Annotated in this window: 19 protein-coding genes; 15 read left to right on the top strand and 4 right to left on the bottom strand. The window is 32.1% G+C overall.

The window, feature by feature from the left end; all coding sequences use genetic code 11:
• Nucleotides 1–163: 163 nt before the first annotated feature.
• Nucleotides 164–1405, bottom strand: coding sequence for a DEAD/DEAH box helicase (locus tag OS188_RS06555; RefSeq protein ID WP_267148028.1), 1242 nt, complete (start codon nt 1403–1405; stop codon nt 164–166).
• A gap of 478 nt (nt 1406–1883) precedes the next feature.
• Here OS188_RS06555 and OS188_RS06550 point away from each other — a divergent pair, with 478 nt between their 5' ends.
• The gene (locus OS188_RS06550; protein WP_267148027.1) at nt 1884–2741 is read left to right on the top strand and encodes a YitT family protein; all 858 of its coding nucleotides are present in this window, start codon (nt 1884–1886) and stop codon (nt 2739–2741) included.
• A gap of 216 nt (nt 2742–2957) precedes the next feature.
• On the opposite strand, the gene htpG is transcribed toward OS188_RS06550, so the two are convergent.
• Nucleotides 2958–4868: a molecular chaperone HtpG gene (gene htpG, locus OS188_RS06545; RefSeq protein ID WP_267148026.1), complete on the bottom strand. Its 1911-nt coding sequence runs from the start codon at nt 4866–4868 to the stop codon at nt 2958–2960.
• Nucleotides 4869–5093: 225 nt separating this feature from the next.
• Between htpG and OS188_RS06540 the strand changes: the two genes are divergently transcribed.
• The 4 genes from OS188_RS06540 to OS188_RS06525 all read left to right on the top strand — a co-directional run bounded on the left by OS188_RS06540 (nt 5094) and on the right by OS188_RS06525 (nt 9197).
• Nucleotides 5094–6659 (top strand): GMC oxidoreductase, encoded by a 1566-nt coding sequence (locus OS188_RS06540; RefSeq protein ID WP_267148025.1) that lies wholly within the window; start codon nt 5094–5096, stop codon nt 6657–6659.
• Nucleotides 6660–6795: 136 nt separating this feature from the next.
• Nucleotides 6796–7806: a 3-oxoacyl-ACP synthase III family protein gene (locus OS188_RS06535; protein WP_267148024.1), complete on the top strand. Its 1011-nt coding sequence runs from the start codon at nt 6796–6798 to the stop codon at nt 7804–7806.
• A gap of 93 nt (nt 7807–7899) precedes the next feature.
• Entirely contained in the window at nt 7900–8334 is a 435-nt protein-coding gene (locus tag OS188_RS06530; RefSeq protein ID WP_267148023.1) for a DUF1801 domain-containing protein, read from the top strand.
• 500 nt (nt 8335–8834) lie between these two features.
• Nucleotides 8835–9197 carry a CoA-binding protein gene (locus OS188_RS06525; protein WP_267148022.1) on the top strand — a complete coding sequence of 121 codons (363 nt, stop codon included), beginning with the start codon at nt 8835–8837 and terminating at the stop codon, nt 9195–9197.
• A 79-nt stretch (nt 9198–9276) separates the two neighbouring features.
• Here OS188_RS06525 and OS188_RS06520 read toward each other — a convergent pair whose 3' ends face one another.
• Nucleotides 9277–10716: a sodium:solute symporter gene (locus OS188_RS06520; RefSeq protein ID WP_267148021.1), complete on the bottom strand. Its 1440-nt coding sequence runs from the start codon at nt 10714–10716 to the stop codon at nt 9277–9279.
• A 135-nt stretch (nt 10717–10851) separates the two neighbouring features.
• Between OS188_RS06520 and recR the strand changes: the two genes are divergently transcribed.
• The 3 genes from recR (at nt 10852) to OS188_RS06505 (ending at nt 14144) form a co-directional block, all read left to right on the top strand.
• The gene (gene recR / locus OS188_RS06515) at nt 10852–11469 is read left to right on the top strand and encodes a recombination mediator RecR (protein WP_267148020.1); all 618 of its coding nucleotides are present in this window, start codon (nt 10852–10854) and stop codon (nt 11467–11469) included.
• Nucleotides 11470–11479: 10 nt separating this feature from the next.
• The gene (locus OS188_RS06510) at nt 11480–12583 is read left to right on the top strand and encodes a glycosyltransferase family 2 protein (RefSeq protein ID WP_267148019.1); all 1104 of its coding nucleotides are present in this window, start codon (nt 11480–11482) and stop codon (nt 12581–12583) included.
• Nucleotides 12584–12839: 256 nt separating this feature from the next.
• A complete protein-coding gene (locus tag OS188_RS06505) occupies nt 12840–14144 on the top strand; it encodes a dihydrolipoamide acetyltransferase family protein (protein ID WP_267148018.1) in 1305 nt (434 codons plus the stop codon).
• Between the two features lie 136 nt (nt 14145–14280).
• Here OS188_RS06505 and OS188_RS06500 read toward each other — a convergent pair whose 3' ends face one another.
• Nucleotides 14281–15363 carry an NADH:flavin oxidoreductase gene (locus tag OS188_RS06500; protein WP_267148017.1) on the bottom strand — a complete coding sequence of 361 codons (1083 nt, stop codon included), beginning with the start codon at nt 15361–15363 and terminating at the stop codon, nt 14281–14283.
• Between the two features lie 114 nt (nt 15364–15477).
• On the opposite strand from OS188_RS06500, the gene OS188_RS06495 reads away from it, so the two are divergent.
• From OS188_RS06495 to OS188_RS06465, 7 genes are all read left to right on the top strand, one after another.
• The gene (locus OS188_RS06495) at nt 15478–16254 is read left to right on the top strand and encodes a 3'-5' exonuclease (RefSeq protein ID WP_267148016.1); all 777 of its coding nucleotides are present in this window, start codon (nt 15478–15480) and stop codon (nt 16252–16254) included.
• 1 nt (nt 16255) lies between these two features.
• The gene (locus tag OS188_RS06490) at nt 16256–16867 is read left to right on the top strand and encodes a fumarylacetoacetate hydrolase family protein (RefSeq protein ID WP_267148015.1); all 612 of its coding nucleotides are present in this window, start codon (nt 16256–16258) and stop codon (nt 16865–16867) included.
• Nucleotides 16868–17209, top strand: coding sequence for an Hpt domain-containing protein (locus OS188_RS06485; RefSeq protein ID WP_267148014.1), 342 nt, complete (start codon nt 16868–16870; stop codon nt 17207–17209). It abuts the gene before it with no gap.
• Nucleotides 17209–18456, top strand: a complete 1248-nt coding sequence (locus OS188_RS06480) for a competence/damage-inducible protein A (protein WP_267148013.1) — start codon at nt 17209–17211, stop codon at nt 18454–18456. Before OS188_RS06485 ends, OS188_RS06480 begins: the two co-directional genes overlap by 1 nt.
• A 115-nt stretch (nt 18457–18571) precedes the next feature.
• Nucleotides 18572–18808 (top strand): 50S ribosomal protein L28, encoded by a 237-nt coding sequence (gene rpmB / locus OS188_RS06475; RefSeq protein ID WP_267148012.1) that lies wholly within the window; start codon nt 18572–18574, stop codon nt 18806–18808.
• 59 nt (nt 18809–18867) lie between these two features.
• Nucleotides 18868–19050: a 50S ribosomal protein L33 gene (gene rpmG / locus OS188_RS06470; RefSeq protein ID WP_109307876.1), complete on the top strand. Its 183-nt coding sequence runs from the start codon at nt 18868–18870 to the stop codon at nt 19048–19050.
• Between the two features lie 187 nt (nt 19051–19237).
• Complete coding sequence (locus OS188_RS06465) at nt 19238–19390, top strand: DUF4295 domain-containing protein (RefSeq protein ID WP_267148011.1); 153 nt, start codon at nt 19238–19240, stop codon at nt 19388–19390.
• Nucleotides 19391–19513 lie beyond the last annotated feature (123 nt).

Genomic DNA, 19513 nt, shown 5'->3' with positions numbered 1-19513 from the left:
ATTAAAGTGGTGGTATAAATTATACTTTAAAGATACAGATTCTAACACAAAATGAATTGTTTAAAAGATTAAAATACTCTAAAATTGAATGTCTGTGTTAAGAGATTTATTTCTTATTGAAATAAATGGTTCTAAATAAAATGACTTGATAGTTTGGTATAAATTAATACCAACGTTTTTTCTTCTTTTTGGAAGCTGCACTCTTCCTTCCTTTTTTATGTTTGCTTCCTGTTTGTTTAGATTTATGAATAATTGCTTTTGCTGCAGGATCTAAAGGATATGGGTGGTTTTCTTCTACAGGAATCTGAATTTGTAGCAACTGTTGAATGCTTTGCACATAGGCTTTCTCATCTGCGCTACAAAAAGAGTAAGACATCCCTGAATTTCCAGCACGCCCAGTTCTACCAATTCTATGAACATAGGTTTCCGGAATGTTTGGTAAATCGAAATTAATTACAGCATCTAATTCGTTAATATCAATGCCTCGAGCAGCAACGTCTGTAGCAATAAGAATATTTACTTGTCCGCTTTTAAACTTTTTTAAAGCAGTTTGTCTATCGGTTTGAGATTTGTCGCCATGAAGCGTTTCCACCTGATAACCATTCTTTATTAAAGTTTTTTCTAATTTATCAACTCCAAATTTAGTGCGTCTAAAAATTAGAATACTCCCTTTTATTTCGTTTCTTAATAGATGTAAACACAGTTCAATTTTATTGCGTTTTGGTACATAATATAAAACTTGCCCTATGTTATTAGAATCAGATAAAGCTGCAGAAACTTCTATGCGTTCTGGACTTTTTAATATAGTATTAGCCAATTGTTCTACCTTAAAAGGCATGGTGGCAGAAAACAATAAAATTTGTTTTTTTTCAGGACATAAGCTAACTATATGTTTAACATTGTCTATAAACCCCATGTCTAGCATTAAATCTGCTTCGTCTAAAACCAATATTTCTACCTGATCAAGATTAATAACTTCTTGTTTTTGTAAATCGATTAAACGCCCAGGAGTAGCAACTAAAATATCTACACCTTTGGTTAAAACGTCTATTTGCGGTTCTACAGGAGCTCCTCCAAAAACAACCGTTGTACGTAAATTAGTATGTCGTCCATAAGCTTTAAAGTTATTTCCTATTTGCAAGGCTAATTCTCTGGTAGGACTTACTACTAATGCTTTTATAGTTTTTCCTCGTTTTACGGAATCTTGGTTTTTAGAAAGCATTTGCAAAATTGGCAAAGCAAAAGCAGCTGTTTTTCCAGTTCCAGTTTGAGCTGAGGTAATAACATCTTTTTTTGCTAATACAAAAGGTATGGTTTTTTGCTGAACTTGAGTAGGCGTATTATAACCTTGCTCTTCAATAGCTTTTAATAGAGGATCGATTAGTTGTAAGTCTTTAAATGACATGCTGATATATTTCCAACAAAGATAGACGAATTTTAAATGAATTAATTTCTCGAAAGATTATTTTCAGTTTAAAAATATATGTTTATTAAAAAAAGTACTTCAAAAAGAATTTTAAAAAAAATGACAGATTTGTGATGCAGCTTAAAAAATAATTATAGTTTTGTACCTTCAATATGAGAAAAAACCGCGTACATAGTATTTGTAAGATGAATTGGAAATTTTCCAAAGGCTAGAACGTACCATATATTTAAACAAAATTTAAAAGCGTTCTACTATAAAGTTAGAACGCTTTTTTTATTTAATACATTAAAGAATGAATCTATTTAAGATAATGAATGTCCGTAATATTTTAAACTTAACGCATAAACATATGTGTAAGTGGAATCCTATATATCAAAGAGAGTAAAATAAGTTTATATTATAATTTTAAATCCCTTTGATTCCTATTTAATCAAAGGGATTTTTTTTGCCTTATATCATGAAAAACAGATTCACCATCATATTAAAAAAAGACATCCTACTTAAAGAACTTAAAAGCTATACCTGGGTTTTTGCAGGCTCTGCTTTATTAGCTATTACATATGTTATTTTTATTATTCCACATAATATTGTGCCTGGAGGAATTCTTGGTTTAAGTATTGTTCTTAATAAATTGACAGGACTATCTATTGGTCTTTTAGCACTAATGATAAATATTCCTTTGCTTTTATGGGGAACTAAAGTTTTAGGGGTGAAAACAGGTTTAAAAACAGCATTTTCTATGATTTTGGTGTCTTTTTATATTGATGTGTTTTCAACTTTATTACGAAATAAGATTTTTATTGAAGATGTTCTTGTGTCCTCCGTATTTGGGGGAGTAATTATTGGCTTGTCGGTTTTTATTGTTATGAAAGCTGGTGCTACCACAGGAGGGAATGATATTTTAGTTAGAATTTTGGCAACAAAAATAAAATTACCTTATAGCCAGTTAATATTAGTTATAGATGGAATTGTTATCTTTTTGGGAGTTTTTGTTTTTGAAGATTTTACTATGGCAGCTTATAGTGTAATTGCCATTGTGGCTATTAGTAAAACCATAGAATACTTTATTAATAAAGCAATGAAAAATATGACACTATTAGTGTTTTCGTCTAAAAGTTTATTAATTCAAGAGTCTATTTTAGAAAATAAAAAATGCACGGACCATGTTTTAAAACTAATACATTATGATACTAATGGTAAGCTAATATTATTAACAAAAAACACTAAGAAATTAGAAACTGTACGTGAAATGATTTATCGAATAGATCCAAAGGCTACTATTTCTGTTTTAGAATCTAATAGCGATTTAAACTAGTTTCTATTAGTTACAAAAGTCATTGTTTTCGTTTGTAGAGCAATGGCTTTTTCTGCGACAGCTGTTTTTTTGTATTTTAATGAATAATGATATTAGAGTTTTAGAAAAATAGCTTCTTAATAGTAATAAAAAAACCACTTCAATTAAGAAGTGGTTTTTATGGTATAGACTAGTAATAATCTCTATTTTTTCTTTAAAAAGAAATAGAGGTGGTTTTTACTTTATCATTTCGTAACTACGTTTAATAAAATTAGTTAGTTCTTCACCTTTTAGAAGTCCTTGAGACAATCTGGCTAAATCTAAACTCTGCGTAATTAAACGTTCTTGTTTTTTCTTGGTTTTAGTAGCTAAAATTTCACTAACTAAATCTGAATTTGTATTTACGACCAAGTTATACATGTCTGGCATATTACCCATTCCAAACATACCTCCACCACCAGTTTGTTGCATTTCTTTCATTCTACGCATAAACTCTGGTTGGGTAATCATAAACGGAGTAGAAGAACTATCCATAGTTTCTAATTGTACAGAGAACTTTTCAGCAGGAATTACTTCTTTTAAAAGTGTTTCCAATTCTGTTTGTTGTTCTTCAGTTAATTTAGAAATCTTAGTGTCTTCTTTCTTAATTAAATTATCTACATGATCTGCATCAACTCTGGCAAACGTAATATTCTCTTTAGTAGACTCTAATTTCTGCATTAAATGGCTTATAATTGGAGAGTCTAATAATAAAACCTCGTAACCTTTAGCTTTAGCAGCTTCTATATAACTGTGTTGAGAATCTTCATTTGAAGCATAAAGAATTACTAATTTTCCGTCTTTATCTGTCTGATTAGCTTTTATTTTATTAAAAAGCTCCTCATAGGTATAATAGGTTCCATCAACTGTTGGATATAAAGCAAAAGCATCTGCTTTTTCAAAGAATTTATCTTCTGAAAGCATTCCATACTCAATTACTATTTTAATATCGTTCCATTTTGCTTCAAAATCTTCTCTGTTTTCATTGAATAAAGATTTTAATTTATCTGCAACTTTTCTGGTGATATAAGATGAAATCTTTTTAACAGCACCATCAGCTTGTAAATAAGAACGAGATACGTTTAGTGGAATGTCTGGCGAATCAATAACACCACGTAACATGGTTAAAAATTCTGGAACAATACCTTCTACATTATCGGTTACATAAACCTGATTTTGGTATAACTGAATTTTGTCCTTCTGAAGATTCAAATCGTTTGTCATCTTCGGGAAATACAAGATTCCTGTTAAATTAAACGGATAATCAACATTTAAATGAATATGAAATAAAGGTTCTTCAAATTGCATTGGGTACAATTCTCTATAGAAACCATTATAATCCTCCTCTTTTAATTCTGTTGGCTGTTTGGTCCAAGCTGGATTTGGATTATTAATAATATTATCAACCATTATTTGTTTATGCGGCTCTGTAGTTTCCTTGCCGTCTTTGTCTTTAGTTGTTTTAGGTGTAAAATCTGGATCGTTTACTTCTTTAGTTCCAAATTTAATTGGAATAGGCATAAATTTGTTATACTTAATAAGCAATTCGTTAATTCTTGCTTCTTCTAAAAACTCTGTAGAATCTTCAGCTATATGAAGAATTATTTCTGTTCCTCTATCCGTTTTATCATGAGCTTCTAAAGTAAACTCAGGACTTCCGTCGCATGTCCAATGCGCTGCCGGTTCATCTTTAAAAGATTTGGTTATAATTTCTACTTTTTCTGCAACCATAAAAGCTGAGTAAAAACCAAGACCAAAATGACCGATAATTCCAGAGTCTTTTCCAGAATCTTTATATTTGTCTAGAAATTCTTCTGCGCCAGAAAATGCAATCTGGTTGATGTATTTTTCAACTTCATCAGCTGTCATTCCTAAACCTTGATCGATTATATGAAGTTTTTTACCTTCTTTATCGATTTTAATTTCAATTTTCGGATTACCATATTCAACCGAAGCTTCGCCAATACTTGTTAAATGTTTCAGCTTTAAAGTGGCATCTGTAGCGTTACTAATTAACTCACGTAAAAAGATTTCGTGATCGCTATACAGGAATTTTTTAATTAATGGGAAGATATTTTCTACCGAAACATTAATATTTCCTTTTGTCATAATTTAATTTATTTATCATTCCTTCCAAGAAAGGAATCTTATTAATAATATGTTTATTTCTAATGATTTTACTAAGTCAACAAAAATGCCAAGTGTTAAAAAGTGACAAACTGACACGATGATTAACGATTGGCAATTTTAGATTGTTAATTTTTCGATTTCTTATTCTCACATCTAAAAGAGGTAGAGGTATTATTGTATATTTAGTTTTTAAAATATTCCAATGTGAAATTAGATTACGATTATGTTATTATAGGAAGTGGTTTTGGAGGGTCTGTATCTGCTTTAAGACTTTCTGAAAAAGGTTATAAAGTCCTAGTTATTGAAAAGGGAAAATGGTTTCAAGACAAAGATTTTCCGAAAACAAATTGGAACCTGAAAAAATGGCTTTGGGAGCCAAAAGTACATCTACATGGGTTTTTTAAAATGACCTTTTTAAATCACGTTACGGTACTCTCTGGTGTTGGTGTTGGAGGAGGCTCTTTGACTTATGCCAATACTTTGCCAGTTCCTAAAAAGGATTTTTTTAACACTGGAAGTTGGGCTAATCTAAATGATTGGGAAAACGAATTAAAGCCTTTTTACAATACGGCATATAAAATGCTGGGAGCAGCCACAAATCCGAAATTATATGAATCTGATTTACTGATAAAAGATTTAGCTAAAGATATTGGAAAAGAAGCTCATTTTGAAGCAACTAAAGTGGCCGTATATTTTGGAGAAGCTGGTAAGAAAGTGGCAGATCCTTATTTTAATGGAAAAGGTCCGGATAGAACAGGCTGCGTATTTTGTGGTGCTTGTATGACGGGGTGTAAATATAATGCTAAAAATACCTTAGACAAGAACTATTTGTATTTAGCACAACAATTAGGTGCTGAAATAATTGCCGAAAAAGAAGTTTTTAATGTCTCTGTTTTAAAAAGTAAAGATGGTTCAGAAGGTTATAAAATAGATTATAAATCCAGTATTGGTAAAAAGAATAAAACAAGTATTACAACCAAAGGTATTATTTTTTCTGGAGGCGTAATGGGAACGGTCCCTTTATTATTGAAGTTAAAAGAAACTACTTTGCCTAACTTGTCTGCTGCTGTTGGAAAAAACATCCGTACCAATAATGAATCCTTGTTATTGGTAACTTCTACAGATAAAAACCCGAAAGATTACTCCAAAGGGATTGCCATTGGTTCTATTTTACATACAGATAAAAACAGTCATTTGGAACCCGTTAGATATGGTGAAGGTTCGAGTTTTTCTAAAGCTTTAACCATGCCAACAATTCATAATAAATTCGCGATCTTTAGACTATTTGGAATTATTGGTCTCTTTTTTAAACAGCCAATACGATTTTTTAAAACCATTTTTTCAAGAAAATATGCGCAGAGAACAACCATTCTTTTGTTTATGCAAACTTTGGATAGTACGCTACAAATTAAATTAGGCAAGTTTACCAAAATGAAAACTGTAAAAGAATCTGGGCCAAAACCAAGCGCTTTTATTCCTGAAGCTATGGAATTAGGGAAAAAAGTAGCAAAAAAAGTGAATGGGATTCCGTATGCTAATTTTACCGATGCTTTATTAGGAACACCCACAACAGCTCATATTTTGGGTGGAGCCGTTATGGCTGAAGATGATTCAAAAGGAGTAATTGATAAAAACGGTAAGGTGTTTGGTTATAAAAACATGTTGGTCTGCGATGGCTCGATGATTTCGGCTAATCCCGGAGTTAATCCATCTTTATCTATAACTGCTATTTCAGAATACGCTATGAGTAAAATACCAGTTAAATCTTAAGCTAAATTTATTGAGACCTTGCTGAAAAATATGATTACACCAAAGCAAATTCATATTTAAAGAAATAAAAATTATTAGAATGCTATTTTTAATGATTAAATTGCGAGTCTGATTAAACGACTAAAAATACTGATTTATGTATAATTCTAAAATTATTGGTTTAGGAAAATATGTTCCTGATAATGTGGTAACCAACGACGACTTGTCTAAAATGATGGATACTAACGATGCTTGGATTCAGGAACGTACTGGGATAAAAGAAAGACGTTGGGTAAAACCAGGATCGGAAGATACAACGTCTGTTATGGGTTTAAAAGCAGCCAAAGTTGCTATAGAACGTGCGGGAATAGATAAAGATGAAATTGATTTTATTGTTTTTGCCACTTTAAGTCCAGATTATTACTTTCCTGGTCCAGGTGTTTTTATCCAAAAAGAATTAGATATAAAAACGGTTGGAGCTCTCGATGTTCGTAATCAGTGCTCTGGGTTTGTATATGCTTTATCTGTAGCCGATAATTTTATAAAAACAGGAATGTATAAAACGATACTTGTTATTGGTAGTGAATTGCATTCCCATGGATTGGATAAAACAGATAGAGGTAGAGGTGTTTCGGTTATATTTGGAGATGGAGCAGGAGCGGCAATTTTAACCAGAGAAGAAGATAATTCTAAGGGAATTCTATCTACTCATTTACATTCTCAAGGTGAATATGCCGAAGAATTGGTAGTAAAAGCGCCAGGAATGGGAACGCGCTGGGTAACAGATATTATTGCTGATAATAATCCGGAAGACGAAAGTTACTTCCCTTATATGAATGGACAGTTTGTGTTTAAAAATGCGGTCGTTCGTTTTAGTGAAGTTATTAATGAAGGTTTAAAGAAAAACGAACTTAAAGTTGAGGATATTGACATGTTGATTCCCCATCAAGCCAATTTACGAATTGCTCAATTTATTCAAAGTAAATTTAAATTGACAAACGATCAAGTGTTTAATAATATTCAAAAATACGGAAATACAACTGCTGCTTCCATTCCAATTGCTTTAACAGAAGCTTGGGAAGAAGGCAAAATAAAAGAAGGCGATACAGTAGTACTTGCTGCTTTTGGTAGTGGGTTTACTTGGGGGTCTGTAATAATAAAATGGTAAAAAAAATCCTATTTAAAAGGAATTAATAAATAGGGTAATAGGAACTGAAACTTTGATAAACCTGTTGTTATTAAAGATTGATTCAGAAATAAGATGCAGCTAAAAAAGTTTGAAGTAATAACAGACTCTAGAGTAGAAGAAGTTTTTTCAAATTATCCCGACAATGTTCGAGATAAAATGCAGTTTCTACGAGAATTTATTATTGAAACAGCAGAAGAAACTGAAGGAATTACCAAACTGGAAGAAACCTTAAAATGGGGAGAACCAAGTTTTGTTACTAAAAATGGTAGCACCTTTCGAATAGATTGGAAAGAAAAAACGCCAGACCAATATGCTATGTATTTTCACTGCTCAAGTAAATTAGTAGATACCTTTAGATTGGTTTTTAATCACAAATTTCAATATGAAGGAAAACGAGCAATTATTTTTCAATTAAACCAAAAACTTCCAGAAGCAGAATTAAAAGAATGTATCAAAGCTTCTTTGACTTATCATAAAGTAAAGGGCTTAATAACATTAGGAATTTAAATAATTGAATAAAGTTATAACGCGTAAAAATTAAAATATTTATAATAAGTGTTTTAAGTAATTGTTTTAAATTTTGTTCTGTTTACCAAATTACTTGTTTAATTAGAGAATAAGAACTGTACCTAAGATAACTAATAAAAACAAAAAAGCCCGAAACAAATTTGTTTCGGGCTTTTTAACTAACCAATTTTAACTAACACTAACTATAAAAATGTTTATAGTTACTTATCACTTATATTAAAGACGTAGAAAAGTTGGTTTTATTTTATTTAAACCTGTATTTAACTATCATTTAACAGATCAAAAGTCAAAAACCCAAAGTTTTAAACTTTGGGTTTTCTTAATTTAATAGCCAAACTTAACACTAACCATCAACTATTATGTAGGCTATTAAATATATAAAAAGATGATTTTAAGAATTCAAATTTTGTATTTACCTAATAGACGTCTATTTTTGAGTATTGTTACTTTTTTTAACAGTACTTAACACAGTTTAACAGATGAATAAGAAAACATTAGTGCTTGGAGCTTCTTTAAAAGCAGAGAGATATTCCAATATAGCAGTTAGCAGATTAAAGCAATCCGGTTATCAGGTTGTTGCTATTGGCTTAAAACAAGGATCTATTGAGGGCGTAGCAATTGATACAGACTTAATGCCATATAAAAATATACATACAGTTACGCTTTATTTAAACCCTAAAAACCAAGTGACTTATTATGATTATATTTTGTCCTTAAAGCCTAAACGTGTTATTTTTAATCCGGGAACAGAAAATTCAGAATTCTATAATATTTTAAAAATGAATAATATTGATTTTGAAGTAGCTTGCACCTTAGTCTTACTGTCTACAAACCAGTATTAAATATAAGCTGAAGTTTAAGAAGTACAAGGGATAGCTCTTTGAGCTCCTTTTATTGGTTGGGTAATAGGCAACCTAATACTTAAGCTTTTTTCTTAATCATTAATAATCCTAAGAAAGTCAATAACCCGTTTAAGATTAAGATAAAGAATCCAAATTCAAAATTAAGGTATTTTGCACTTAATACGCTTATCACATAAGATAGTATAGGTGAAAGGATTGCAATTATAGGAACAATTTTATCCTTAACTTGCCATTTAGTAAATAGTCCAAAAGCATATAAACCTAATAAAGGACCATAAGTATAGCCTGCAAAAACAAAGAGTTTTGCAATAACACTTTCGTCTTTAATAACATACTTAAACGAAACAATCACGAGAATTAAAATAATGGAGAAAAGCACGTGAATTTGTTTTCTTTTGGCAACTTGTGCTTTTTCGTCTAGTTTCTTTTCAATATTTAAAATATCTATGCTAAAAGATGTTGTTAGTGCAGTTAAAGCACTATCGGCGCTACTATATGCAGCAGCTATTAACCCCAGCAAGAAAAATATAAAAACCCCGGTTCCTAAATAGTTTTTAGCTAATAATGGAAATAATTCGTCTTTATGAGCATCTATACCGTTTTGCTCTGCATAAACTGTTAGTAATAAGCCTAAACTTAAAAAGATAAAATTTACAATTGTTAGAACTATAGTAAACCAAAACATGTTTTTTTGAGCATCTTTTAAGGTTTTACAGGTTAAGTTTTTTTGCATCATATCTTGGTCTAAACCTGTCATAACAATAGCAATAAAAGCACCAGAAATAAACTGTTTCCAAAAGTAATCACTAGATTTAAAATCGTCGAAAAAGAAGGTTTTCGATAAATCGCTATCCAACACATAACTTAAGACATTTCCACTTGTTAGACCTAATTCATCACTTACAAAATAGATGGTAACTCCAACAGCAATAAGCATAAAGAGTGTTTGTAGTGTATCTGTCCAAACAATGGTTTTTATTCCAGATTTAAAGGTGTATAGCCAAATAAGTAAAACAGTAATAATAACTGTTTGCCAAAAAGCAATACCAATTTCATCAAAAAGGATAACTTGTAAAACATTTGCAACCAAAAACAATCTAAAGCTAGCTCCAACAACTCTTGAAATTATAAAAAATAAAGCTCCGGTTTTATAAGAGTAGTCTCCAAAGCGTTCTTCTAGATAGGTGTAAATTGAAGTTAAGTTTAGTTTGTAGTATAAAGGAAGTAGGATAGTTCCTATAACCAAATATCCAACAACGTATCCTAGAACCACTTGCATATAACTAAACTGGGAGGCTTCAACCCATCCAGGAACAGAAATAAAAGTTACCCCAGAAAGCGATGCGCCAATCATCCCAAAAGCTACTAAATACCATGGCGATTGCTTATTCCCTTTAAAAAAAGCATCATTTCCAGATTTTTTTCCTGTGAAATAGGAGATTAAAACCAATACACCAAAATAAGAAATGATGAGTAGGATTATTTGAGTTGGAGTCATAAGAATATCTGTTTCAAGGGGTCAAATTACGCGTATTATGCGCCAAATTCCAATTTTTTATTTAAGAAGCTTTTTGTTTTAAAAAGAATCATGTAAAATTAGTGTAATTTGACTCTAAGTAGTAAATTCGCAGCCATGGAATTTTCATCAAAACTTTTAGAAAAGGCAGTCAATGAGATGTCGCAGCTACCCGGAATAGGTAAGCGTACAGCTTTGCGTTTAGTATTGCATTTGCTAAGACAACCTGAAGATCAAACACTTCAGTTGGCTAAAGCCTTGGAATCTATGAGAGTAGATATAAAGTTCTGTAAAAGCTGCAATAATATAAGTGATAACGAGATTTGTGAAATTTGCGCCAATCCACATAGAACTAACGAGGTTATATGTGTGGTAGAAGATATCCGCGATGTTATGGCCATAGAAAACACCAGTTCTTTTAAGGGATTATATCACGTTTTAGGAGGGAAGATTTCGCCTATGGACGGCATTGGTCCTAACGACTTGAACATTCAGCCTTTGGTAGAAAAAGTAAAACAAGGAATAGTTAATGAACTTATTTTCGCATTAGGTTCCACTATGGAAGGAGATACTACAAACTTCTATATTTATAAACAAATTCAAGATTATAATATAACTACTTCAACCATTGCTCGAGGGATATCGGTTGGAAACGAATTAGAATATACAGATGAAATTACCCTTGGACGAAGCATTATTAACCGCATTCCTTTTGAGGCGTCATTAAAATCTTGATTACTTACTTTTGAAGCTTTCAGTTATCATATTAAACTATAATGTGCGCAATTTTTTGGAACTTTGTCTAAGAAGTGTGGAAGCGGCAATAACAAATATTGATGCTGAAATTATAGTGATTGATAACGACTCTCCTGATGATAGTTGTCAAATGGTAAAACAGTTATTCCCGAAAATAAAACTTATTGAAAACAATTCTAACGATGGGTTTTCTACAGGAAATAATTTGGGAATAAAAGAAGCTCAAGGAGAATACCTATGTATTTTAAATCCAGATACGGTTGTTGCAGAAGACACCTTTGAGATTCTTCTAAAATTTGCTGATGTTACTCCAGATTTAGGAATTTTAGGTTGTAAATTAATTGATGGCAAAGGAGAGTTTTTGCCAGAGAGTAAAAGAAACTTACCAACCCCTATGGTCTCTATTAAGAAATTATTGGGTTATTCAAAGCCCTATTACGCTCATCATTTAAGTCCTAATCAAACGGGAAAAGTACCCATGTTAGTCGGTGCTTTTATGATTATTAAAAAAGATATTTACAACGAAGTAGGAGGATTAGATGAAAACTATTTTATGTATGGTGAAGACATCGATTTATCTTATAAAGTGTTAAAAGCGGGTTACGAAAACTATTATAATCCAGAAACTTCGGTTATTCATTTTAAAGGTGAAAGTACTCTAAAAGATAAAACCTATGCCAAAAGATTTAATGGCGCTATGCAATTGTTCTTTAAAAAGCACTTTAAACCTAATTGGCTCTTTAATATTTTAATATGGATTGGTATTAAAGTGGTATCTGTTTTTTATCCTAAAGGAGAGGAATCTTCTTTTACAGTTAAGGATTATGTTTTAATTTCTAATAAAAATAATCCACAACTTCAAGCTACATTAAAAAGAAACATGGAGTTGCAGCCTGTTATATCAAGCTATACTCCTAATGTTGAGTATATTTTAGACACAGATTATTTGGGCTTTAAGAAGGCTATTAGCCTTGTGTCTAAAAATGAAATAAAACATCCTAGCTCCTTTAAATTTCTATTAAATACATCTCAAGTTATTCTAGGAAGTAATAGCTCTAAAAGTAGAGGAGAGGTTATTCACTTTAAAGAATAATAGAGAGTAAGAAGTCGTTGTAGAGTCTCTCTAAAACGATGTTATTTTCAAAACAATCACTTTTTACCTTAGAAAAGGTATTTAATTATAAAAGAGAAAGAAAAAATCTTGATGCCTTTTGTAATCCCATGTTGTCAAAAGCAATTACTCTTAAACAACTAGCGATAAATAATTAATTAAAGAAACTGTAATAGATTAGATGAATTTTCATTAATTTTGCAGTCATAATTTAAAAAAACACCTTTCCATTACAGATATGGCAAAATTTGAATTGAAACTCCCAAAAATGGGCGAAAGCGTTGCAGAAGCAACCATTACTTCTTGGTTAAAGGAAGTAGGAGATACGATTGAAGCAGACGAAGCAGTTCTTGAAATTGCAACAGATAAAGTTGATAGCGAAGTACCTAGTGAGGTCGATGGCGTTTTAGTTGAAAAATTATTCGATGTAGACGACGTGGTCCAAGTAGGACAAGTTATTGCAATTATCGAAACCGAAGGTCAAGAATCTGGTGATGTTACTGCTGCTCCAAAAGAAGAAGCGGCTAAACCAGAAGCTGTATCTCAAGTAGCACAAACAGTAGAAACTGCAAAAGAAACGGTGGCAGCTGTTAGCTCTACAGAAGATAGATTCTATTCGCCTTTAGTTAAAAATATAGCTAAGAAAGAAGGTATTTCTCAAGAAGAATTAGATACTCTTTCTGGTTCAGGAAAAGATGGTCGTGTTACTAAAAACGATATTCTGGCTCATTTAGAGTCTAGAGGATCTGCTGCAAAGCAACAGCCTTCGAAAGCGACAGAAGCACCAAAAGCTGCTCCTGAAAAACCTGCAGCAACACCTGTTGTGGCTAGTGGAGAAGACGAAATTATAGAAATGACCAGAATGGGCAAAATTATTGCACATCACATGGTAGAATCTGTTCAAACTTCAGCACACGTACAGAGTTTTATTGAAGCAGATGTAACAAAAATCTGGAATTGGAGAAAGAAAGTTAAAGATGGCTTTGCAAAACGTGAAGGAGAAAACTTAACCTTTACGCCAATCTTTATGGAAGCCATTGCAAAAGCCTTACGCGACTTCCCAATGATGAATATTTCCCTTCAAGGAGATACTATTGTAAAGAAAAAACATATCAACTTAGGTATGGCTGCAGCTTTAGGAGATGGAAACTTAATTGTTCCTGTAATTAAAGATGCCGACCAACTTAATTTAGTTGGAATGACCAAAAAGGTTAACGATTTAGCTAACAGAGCCAGATTAAACCAATTAAAACCAGACGATATTCAAGGAGGTACTTATACAGTTACCAACGTGGGAACTTTTGGCAGTATTATGGGAACCCCAATTATAAATCAACCACAAGTAGGTATTTTAGCACTTGGAGCTATTAGAAAAGTTCCTGCTGTTGTTGAAACTCCTGAAGGCGATTTTATTGGCATCCGTTATAAAATGTTCCTATCACATTCTTACGATCACCGTGTTGTAAACGGTGCTTTAGGTGGACAATTTGTAAAAGCCGTGAAAGATTATCTAGAGGCTTGGGATTCGAATAGAGAAATCTAAACAAATACTTTTTAAAAAAGAGATCTAGAAGACTTAGCGTAGCTAATCTCATTAATATAAAGCAAAAGCACAATTTTAGGATTGTGCTTTTTTTATTTTGAGAGAGGAAAGAATCTTAATGCCTGTCAATTATATTTTAATTATCAGCTACAAAGCCTTCCCAGCGTCGCATATAATCAATAAAAATATCACTTAAACCTTCATTTTTTAGATAAGCAACGGAAACAGGGTTCTCAATAGGTATAAAGTTTGGGTTATCAATTACACGTTTCGGAAAGTCGTGATGTAAAATTCCGGAGCGTCCAATAGATACAAAGTCAACTCCAGCGTCTAATACTTTTTGTACATCTTCTCCAGTTCTAATTTTTCCTGCAACAGTAAGTTTTACGTTTTTAAAATTTAAATCGGTTACCTGTTCTAATAATGTTTTTTTACTATCCGAATAATCTTCAGCCGGTTTAAAACAATCCCAAAGAGATAGATCTAAAAAATCAATATGGTTCTCATCAATCAGTTGTTGACTAACTGTTTTTATTTCCGAGAGCTTCATTCCAAAGCGTTCTGGAGAAAGGCGTACTCCAAGTAAGAATGTTTTGCCACAAGCCTTACTAATGCCTTCAACAATTTCAAAAAGTAAACGTGATCGGTTTTTCAAAGAACCACCATATTCATCGGTACGTTTATTGATATCGCTACTTAAAAACTGAGTTAAAATATAACCATGGGCACCATGAACTTCAACACCATCATATCCACATTTTTGAGCGCGAATAGCGGCTTGGATAAAATCCTCTTTAAGTTGTTTCACTTCTTCTAATGTTAAAGCCCTGGCATGATGCTTTTCGTTATCAGATGCACACACCGCTTTTTGTTTAATCACCTCAAAAGGCGAGCGCATACCCGCATGGTGCAACTGTATCACAGCTACACTATTTTGAGATTTTATTTTTGAAACTAGTTTTTTATGCCCGTCTATTAAGTCATCAGCGAAGATGCCTAACTGTCCAGGAAAGCCTTTTCCAATTTCTTGAACATGCGAAGCGCAGGTCATAACTAAACCAAAACCACCTTGAGCGCGCATAGTGAGCCAATTATATTCATCATCAGATAACTGACCGTTTTCATGACTTTGCTGATTGGTAAGTGGTGCCAGCATAAACCGGTTTTTCATTTTTATTCCACAGGAAAATTCGATAGAATCTGAAGGCTTTTTTTTCATAAAACTTAGCAATTTTTGTTATGTAAATTTCGGATATTCCAACAACAATTCAAATTTTAAGAATAGGTTTATAGTTTTAGTATTTCTAACTACCTTTGTCCAAAATTAATTTACATGCAACTTAATCTTACAAAACCCATCTGTTTTTTCGATTTGGAAACTACTGGAATTAATATTTCTAAAGACCGAATTGTAGAAATATCCATTCTAAAAGTATATCCAGATGGCAAAGAAGAACGCTATACTCGTATAGTAAACCCTACAATTCCTATTCCTGCAGAGGTTACAAAAATTCACGGAATTACAGATGCAGATGTGGCAGATAAACCCACGTTTAAAGATTTGGCCAAAGAGATCTATAATATGATTAAAGATTCAGATTTGGGTGGATTTAATTCAAATAGATTTGATATTCCTGTATTGGCAGAAGAAATGCTTCGTGCTGATATTGATTTTGATATGAAAAACAGGATGTCTGTAGATGTTCAGACTATTTTTCATAAAATGGAACAAAGAACGCTTGTGGCTGCTTATAAATTTTATTGCGATAAAAATCTGGATGATGCCCATAGTGCAGAAGCCGATACCTTTGCTACTTATGAAGTATTGAAAGCTCAAATAGCTAAATATGACGATTTAGAAAACGACACAAAGTTTTTAGCAGAATTTAGTTCTCGTAAAAAGTTTGCCGATTTTGCGGGCTTCCTTGTTTATAATAAAGAAGGAGAAGAATGTTTTTCTTTCGGAAAGCATAAAGGGAAACGTGTAGTAGATGTTTTAGAAACAGAGCCAGGCTATTTTGGATGGTTGTTAAATGCCGACTTTCCTTTGTATACAAAAAAAGTGCTGACATCTATTAAGCTAAGATCTTTCAATAATAAACTAGATTAGAATGAAGCTTATTTGTATAGGTAGAAATTATACGGATCATATAAAGGAGTTGGAAAACGAAAAACCAACAGATCCCGTGGTATTTTTAAAACCAGATACGGCCATCCTGTTAAAGAAACAACCTTTTTTTATACCAGATTTTTCTAAAGATGTTCATCATGAAGTCGAGATTTTGGTAAAAATCACAAAAGTAGGGAAGTATATCGATAAAAAATTTGCCCATAAATATTACGACGAAATAGGCCTAGGAATAGATTTTACAGCAAGAGATTTGCAAGCAAAGCTGAAAGAAAAAGGATTGCCTTGGGAAAAGGCCAAAGCTTTTGATGGAGCTGCTGTAATTGGAGATTGGTTGCCAAAATCTGAGTTAGGAAATCTAGATGATATTAATTTTTCATTAGAAAAAAATGGAAAAGTTGTTCAAACAGGAAATACAAGTCACATGCTCTGGAAAATAGATGAGTTGATAGAATATGTGTCAAAATATTTCACTTTAAAGATTGGAGACATTATCTTTACGGGAACGCCAGCAGGAGTTGGAAGAGTAAATACTGATGATAAATTGGGGGGATTTATAGAAAACAAACAAATGTTTTCAATAACAGTAAAATAAATGGAAATACATTATAAATTATACCGTGTACGCGAATTAGCCGATGGGGATGAAGATTTTGTAAAAGCATTGGCCGAAGCATTTTTAGGAGAAGTTCCAGAAGATGCGGAAAACTTAAAAAATGCGGTTGCAAACAAAGACTATTACACAGCTTATCAAGCAGCACATAAAATGAAACCAACTGTAGATTTATTCGAGCTTGGAGTGCTTCAAGACTTAATAGAAGTTCAGGATTGGGGAAAATTTGAAAAAACAGGCTTAGATATTTCAGAAAAGTTAAACATAGTATTAACAGCTGTAGATAATGCCTCTCAAGAATTAAAAGCAGACTTTAATCTGTAATGCAAGCAGAAATAATTACTATAGGAGACGAAATCCTAATCGGTCAGATTGTAGATACCAATTCAGCTTTTATTAGTAAAGCCCTTAATAATATTGGAGTTTCAGTATATCAAATTGAATCCATTCAAGACGATAGAGCACATATTCTAAAAGCTTTAAAAGAGGCTGAGAATAATGCTGAAATAATTATTATTACTGGAGGATTAGGGCCTACAAAGGATGATATTACTAAAAAAACCATTGCCGAGTACTTTCAGGATACTTTAGTACAGAGCGATGCTGTTTTAAAAAACATCCAATATCTTTGGGAAAACCACATCAAACAACCCTTGTCTCAAGTAAACATAGATCAGGCTTTGGTGCCTTCTAAGGCTCAGGTTTTAATGAATGTTAATGGTAGCGCTCCAGGTATGTGGTTGGAACAAAACGGCAAAATATTTATTTCATTACCAGGAGTTCCTTTCGAAATGAAAGCTTTAATGGAAAACCTGGTAATTCCTAAATTAAGGGAAACCTATAAATTCCCATATATTAAGCATACTACTATTTTAACTTATGGTTTAGGCGAAAGTTCTTTAGCCGAAAGAATTGAAACTTGGGAAGATAACTTGCCAAGTTTTATAAAATTAGCATATTTACCTGGATTGGGAAGAGTGCGTTTGCGTTTATCGGCTAAGAATACTGACAGAAATTTGGTAGAAACCGAAATGCAAAACCAAATAAATAAGTTATTACCTCAATTAGAGGATATCTTTGTAAGTTTTGAATCAGAAGATTCTATCGAAGCTGTTATTAGTAATCAATTAACTCGTTTAGGATTAACTGTTGCTACAGCCGAAAGTTGCACTGGAGGGAAAATTGCAGAATCGCTCACAAAAATTCCTGGAGCTTCTAATTATTTTAAAGGAAGTATTGTAAGTTATGCTACACAATCTAAAATTAATGTTTTAAAAGTTTCAGAAGAACTTATTAATGAGCATTCTGTGATAAGTGCTCCCGTTGCAGAAGCTATGGCTAAAAATGTTTTAGAAATTTTTCAAACGGATTATGCCATTGCAACTACGGGGAATGCGGGACCGGATAAAGGAGATTCAGATGCTGAGGTTGGAACTGTATTCATTGCTATTGCTACAAAGGATAGAGTTTTTTCGGAAGAATTTAATTTAGGAAACCATCGAACTAAAGTAATTAGGAAAGCGGTAAACAAAGCTTTTGAAATGCTTGAAAAAGAAATTTTAAAAAAGTAACAATTTTAGTTTGTTGATATTATAAAGTTTTACTAAATTTGCAGCCTGTTTAAAATAATCAATTAATGATTTTTTTGTAAACAGAATAAAATAACAATATTTAAAGTTAGAAGAAATGTCAAGAGTTTGTGAACTTACTGGAAAGAAAGCGATGGTTGGAAACAACGTGTCTCACGCAATGAATAAAACAAAGCGTAAATTTGATGCAAATCTTATTAAAAAACGTTTTTATCTTCCAGAAGAAGATAAATGGGTAACTTTAAAAGTTTCTACTTCAGCGTTAAAGACTATCAATAAAATTGGTATCGCAGCTGCACTTAAAGAAGCTAAATCTAAAGGGTTTTATAAATAATAGCCTATAAGGTTGAGATCTCTTCCTTCGAGGAGATTAAAAATTAATATATTTTTACAATGGCAAAGAAAGGTAACAGAATACAAGTAATTTTAGAGTGCACAGAGCATAAAGAATCTGGACAACCAGGAACTTCTAGATACATTACTACTAAGAATAAAAAGAACACTCCGGATAGAATGGAAATTAAAAAATTCAATCCTATCTTGAAGAAAATGACTGTTCATAAAGAAATTAAATAATTAGAGATTTACGCTAGTAAAACTCAAATCGTTCAAATTAGAGATTTACGCTAGTAAAACTCAAATCATTCAAATTAGAGATTTACGCTAGTAAAACTCAAATCGTTCAAATTAGAGGTTTTTAAAATTAAAAACGTCAAATAGTATAAATTAAAAACTTATTTATAAGTTTTAAAAAGCATTAAACATGGCAAAGAAATCAGTTGCATCGTTACAAACAGGGTCTAAAAGATTAACAAAAGCTATTAAAATGGTGAAATCTCCTAAAACAGGAGCTTACATGTTTGTTGAATCAATTATGGCACCAGAACAAGTAAACGAGTGGTTATCTAAACACTAACTCAAACTTGTTGTACAATATTTAAGCTGCTTTCTATTTTAGAGAGCAGCTTTTGTTTTATATTTACAGCTATAAAAATGACAAATGTTCAGCTAAACTAGTTAGGCAAGGCTTTTGTTTCAT

Origin of the sequence: Xanthomarina sp. F1114, assembly GCF_026410255.1 — a bacterium.
In the GTDB taxonomy this organism is placed as follows: Bacteria; Bacteroidota; Bacteroidia; order Flavobacteriales; family Flavobacteriaceae; genus Xanthomarina.
This window is presented reverse-complemented; position numbering and strand designations above follow the sequence as displayed.

Bases quoted from the DNA above. Each gene is read 5' to 3' on its own strand.
- rpmB (WP_267148012.1), top strand. From the start codon at position 18,572: ATGTCAAGAGTTTGTGAACTTACTGGAAAGAAAGCGATGGTTGGAAAC.
- OS188_RS06525 (WP_267148022.1), top strand. From the start codon at position 8,835: ATGAATAAGAAAACATTAGTGCTTGGAGCTTCTTTAAAAGCAGAGAGA.
- OS188_RS06555 (WP_267148028.1), bottom strand. From the start codon at position 1,405: ATGTCATTTAAAGACTTACAACTAATCGATCCTCTATTAAAAGCTATT.
- recR (WP_267148020.1), top strand. From the start codon at position 10,852: ATGGAATTTTCATCAAAACTTTTAGAAAAGGCAGTCAATGAGATGTCG.
- OS188_RS06550 (WP_267148027.1), top strand. From the start codon at position 1,884: ATGAAAAACAGATTCACCATCATATTAAAAAAAGACATCCTACTTAAA.
- OS188_RS06465 (WP_267148011.1), top strand. From the start codon at position 19,238: ATGGCAAAGAAATCAGTTGCATCGTTACAAACAGGGTCTAAAAGATTA.
- OS188_RS06480 (WP_267148013.1), top strand. From the start codon at position 17,209: ATGCAAGCAGAAATAATTACTATAGGAGACGAAATCCTAATCGGTCAG.
- OS188_RS06505 (WP_267148018.1), top strand. From the start codon at position 12,840: ATGGCAAAATTTGAATTGAAACTCCCAAAAATGGGCGAAAGCGTTGCA.
- OS188_RS06485 (WP_267148014.1), top strand. From the start codon at position 16,868: ATGGAAATACATTATAAATTATACCGTGTACGCGAATTAGCCGATGGG.
- OS188_RS06530 (WP_267148023.1), top strand. From the start codon at position 7,900: ATGCAGCTAAAAAAGTTTGAAGTAATAACAGACTCTAGAGTAGAAGAA.
- OS188_RS06490 (WP_267148015.1), top strand. From the start codon at position 16,256: ATGAAGCTTATTTGTATAGGTAGAAATTATACGGATCATATAAAGGAG.
- rpmG (WP_109307876.1), top strand. From the start codon at position 18,868: ATGGCAAAGAAAGGTAACAGAATACAAGTAATTTTAGAGTGCACAGAG.
- OS188_RS06500 (WP_267148017.1), bottom strand. From the start codon at position 15,363: ATGAAAAAAAAGCCTTCAGATTCTATCGAATTTTCCTGTGGAATAAAA.
- OS188_RS06495 (WP_267148016.1), top strand. From the start codon at position 15,478: ATGCAACTTAATCTTACAAAACCCATCTGTTTTTTCGATTTGGAAACT.
- htpG (WP_267148026.1), bottom strand. From the start codon at position 4,868: ATGACAAAAGGAAATATTAATGTTTCGGTAGAAAATATCTTCCCATTA.
- OS188_RS06535 (WP_267148024.1), top strand. From the start codon at position 6,796: ATGTATAATTCTAAAATTATTGGTTTAGGAAAATATGTTCCTGATAAT.
- OS188_RS06520 (WP_267148021.1), bottom strand. From the start codon at position 10,716: ATGACTCCAACTCAAATAATCCTACTCATCATTTCTTATTTTGGTGTA.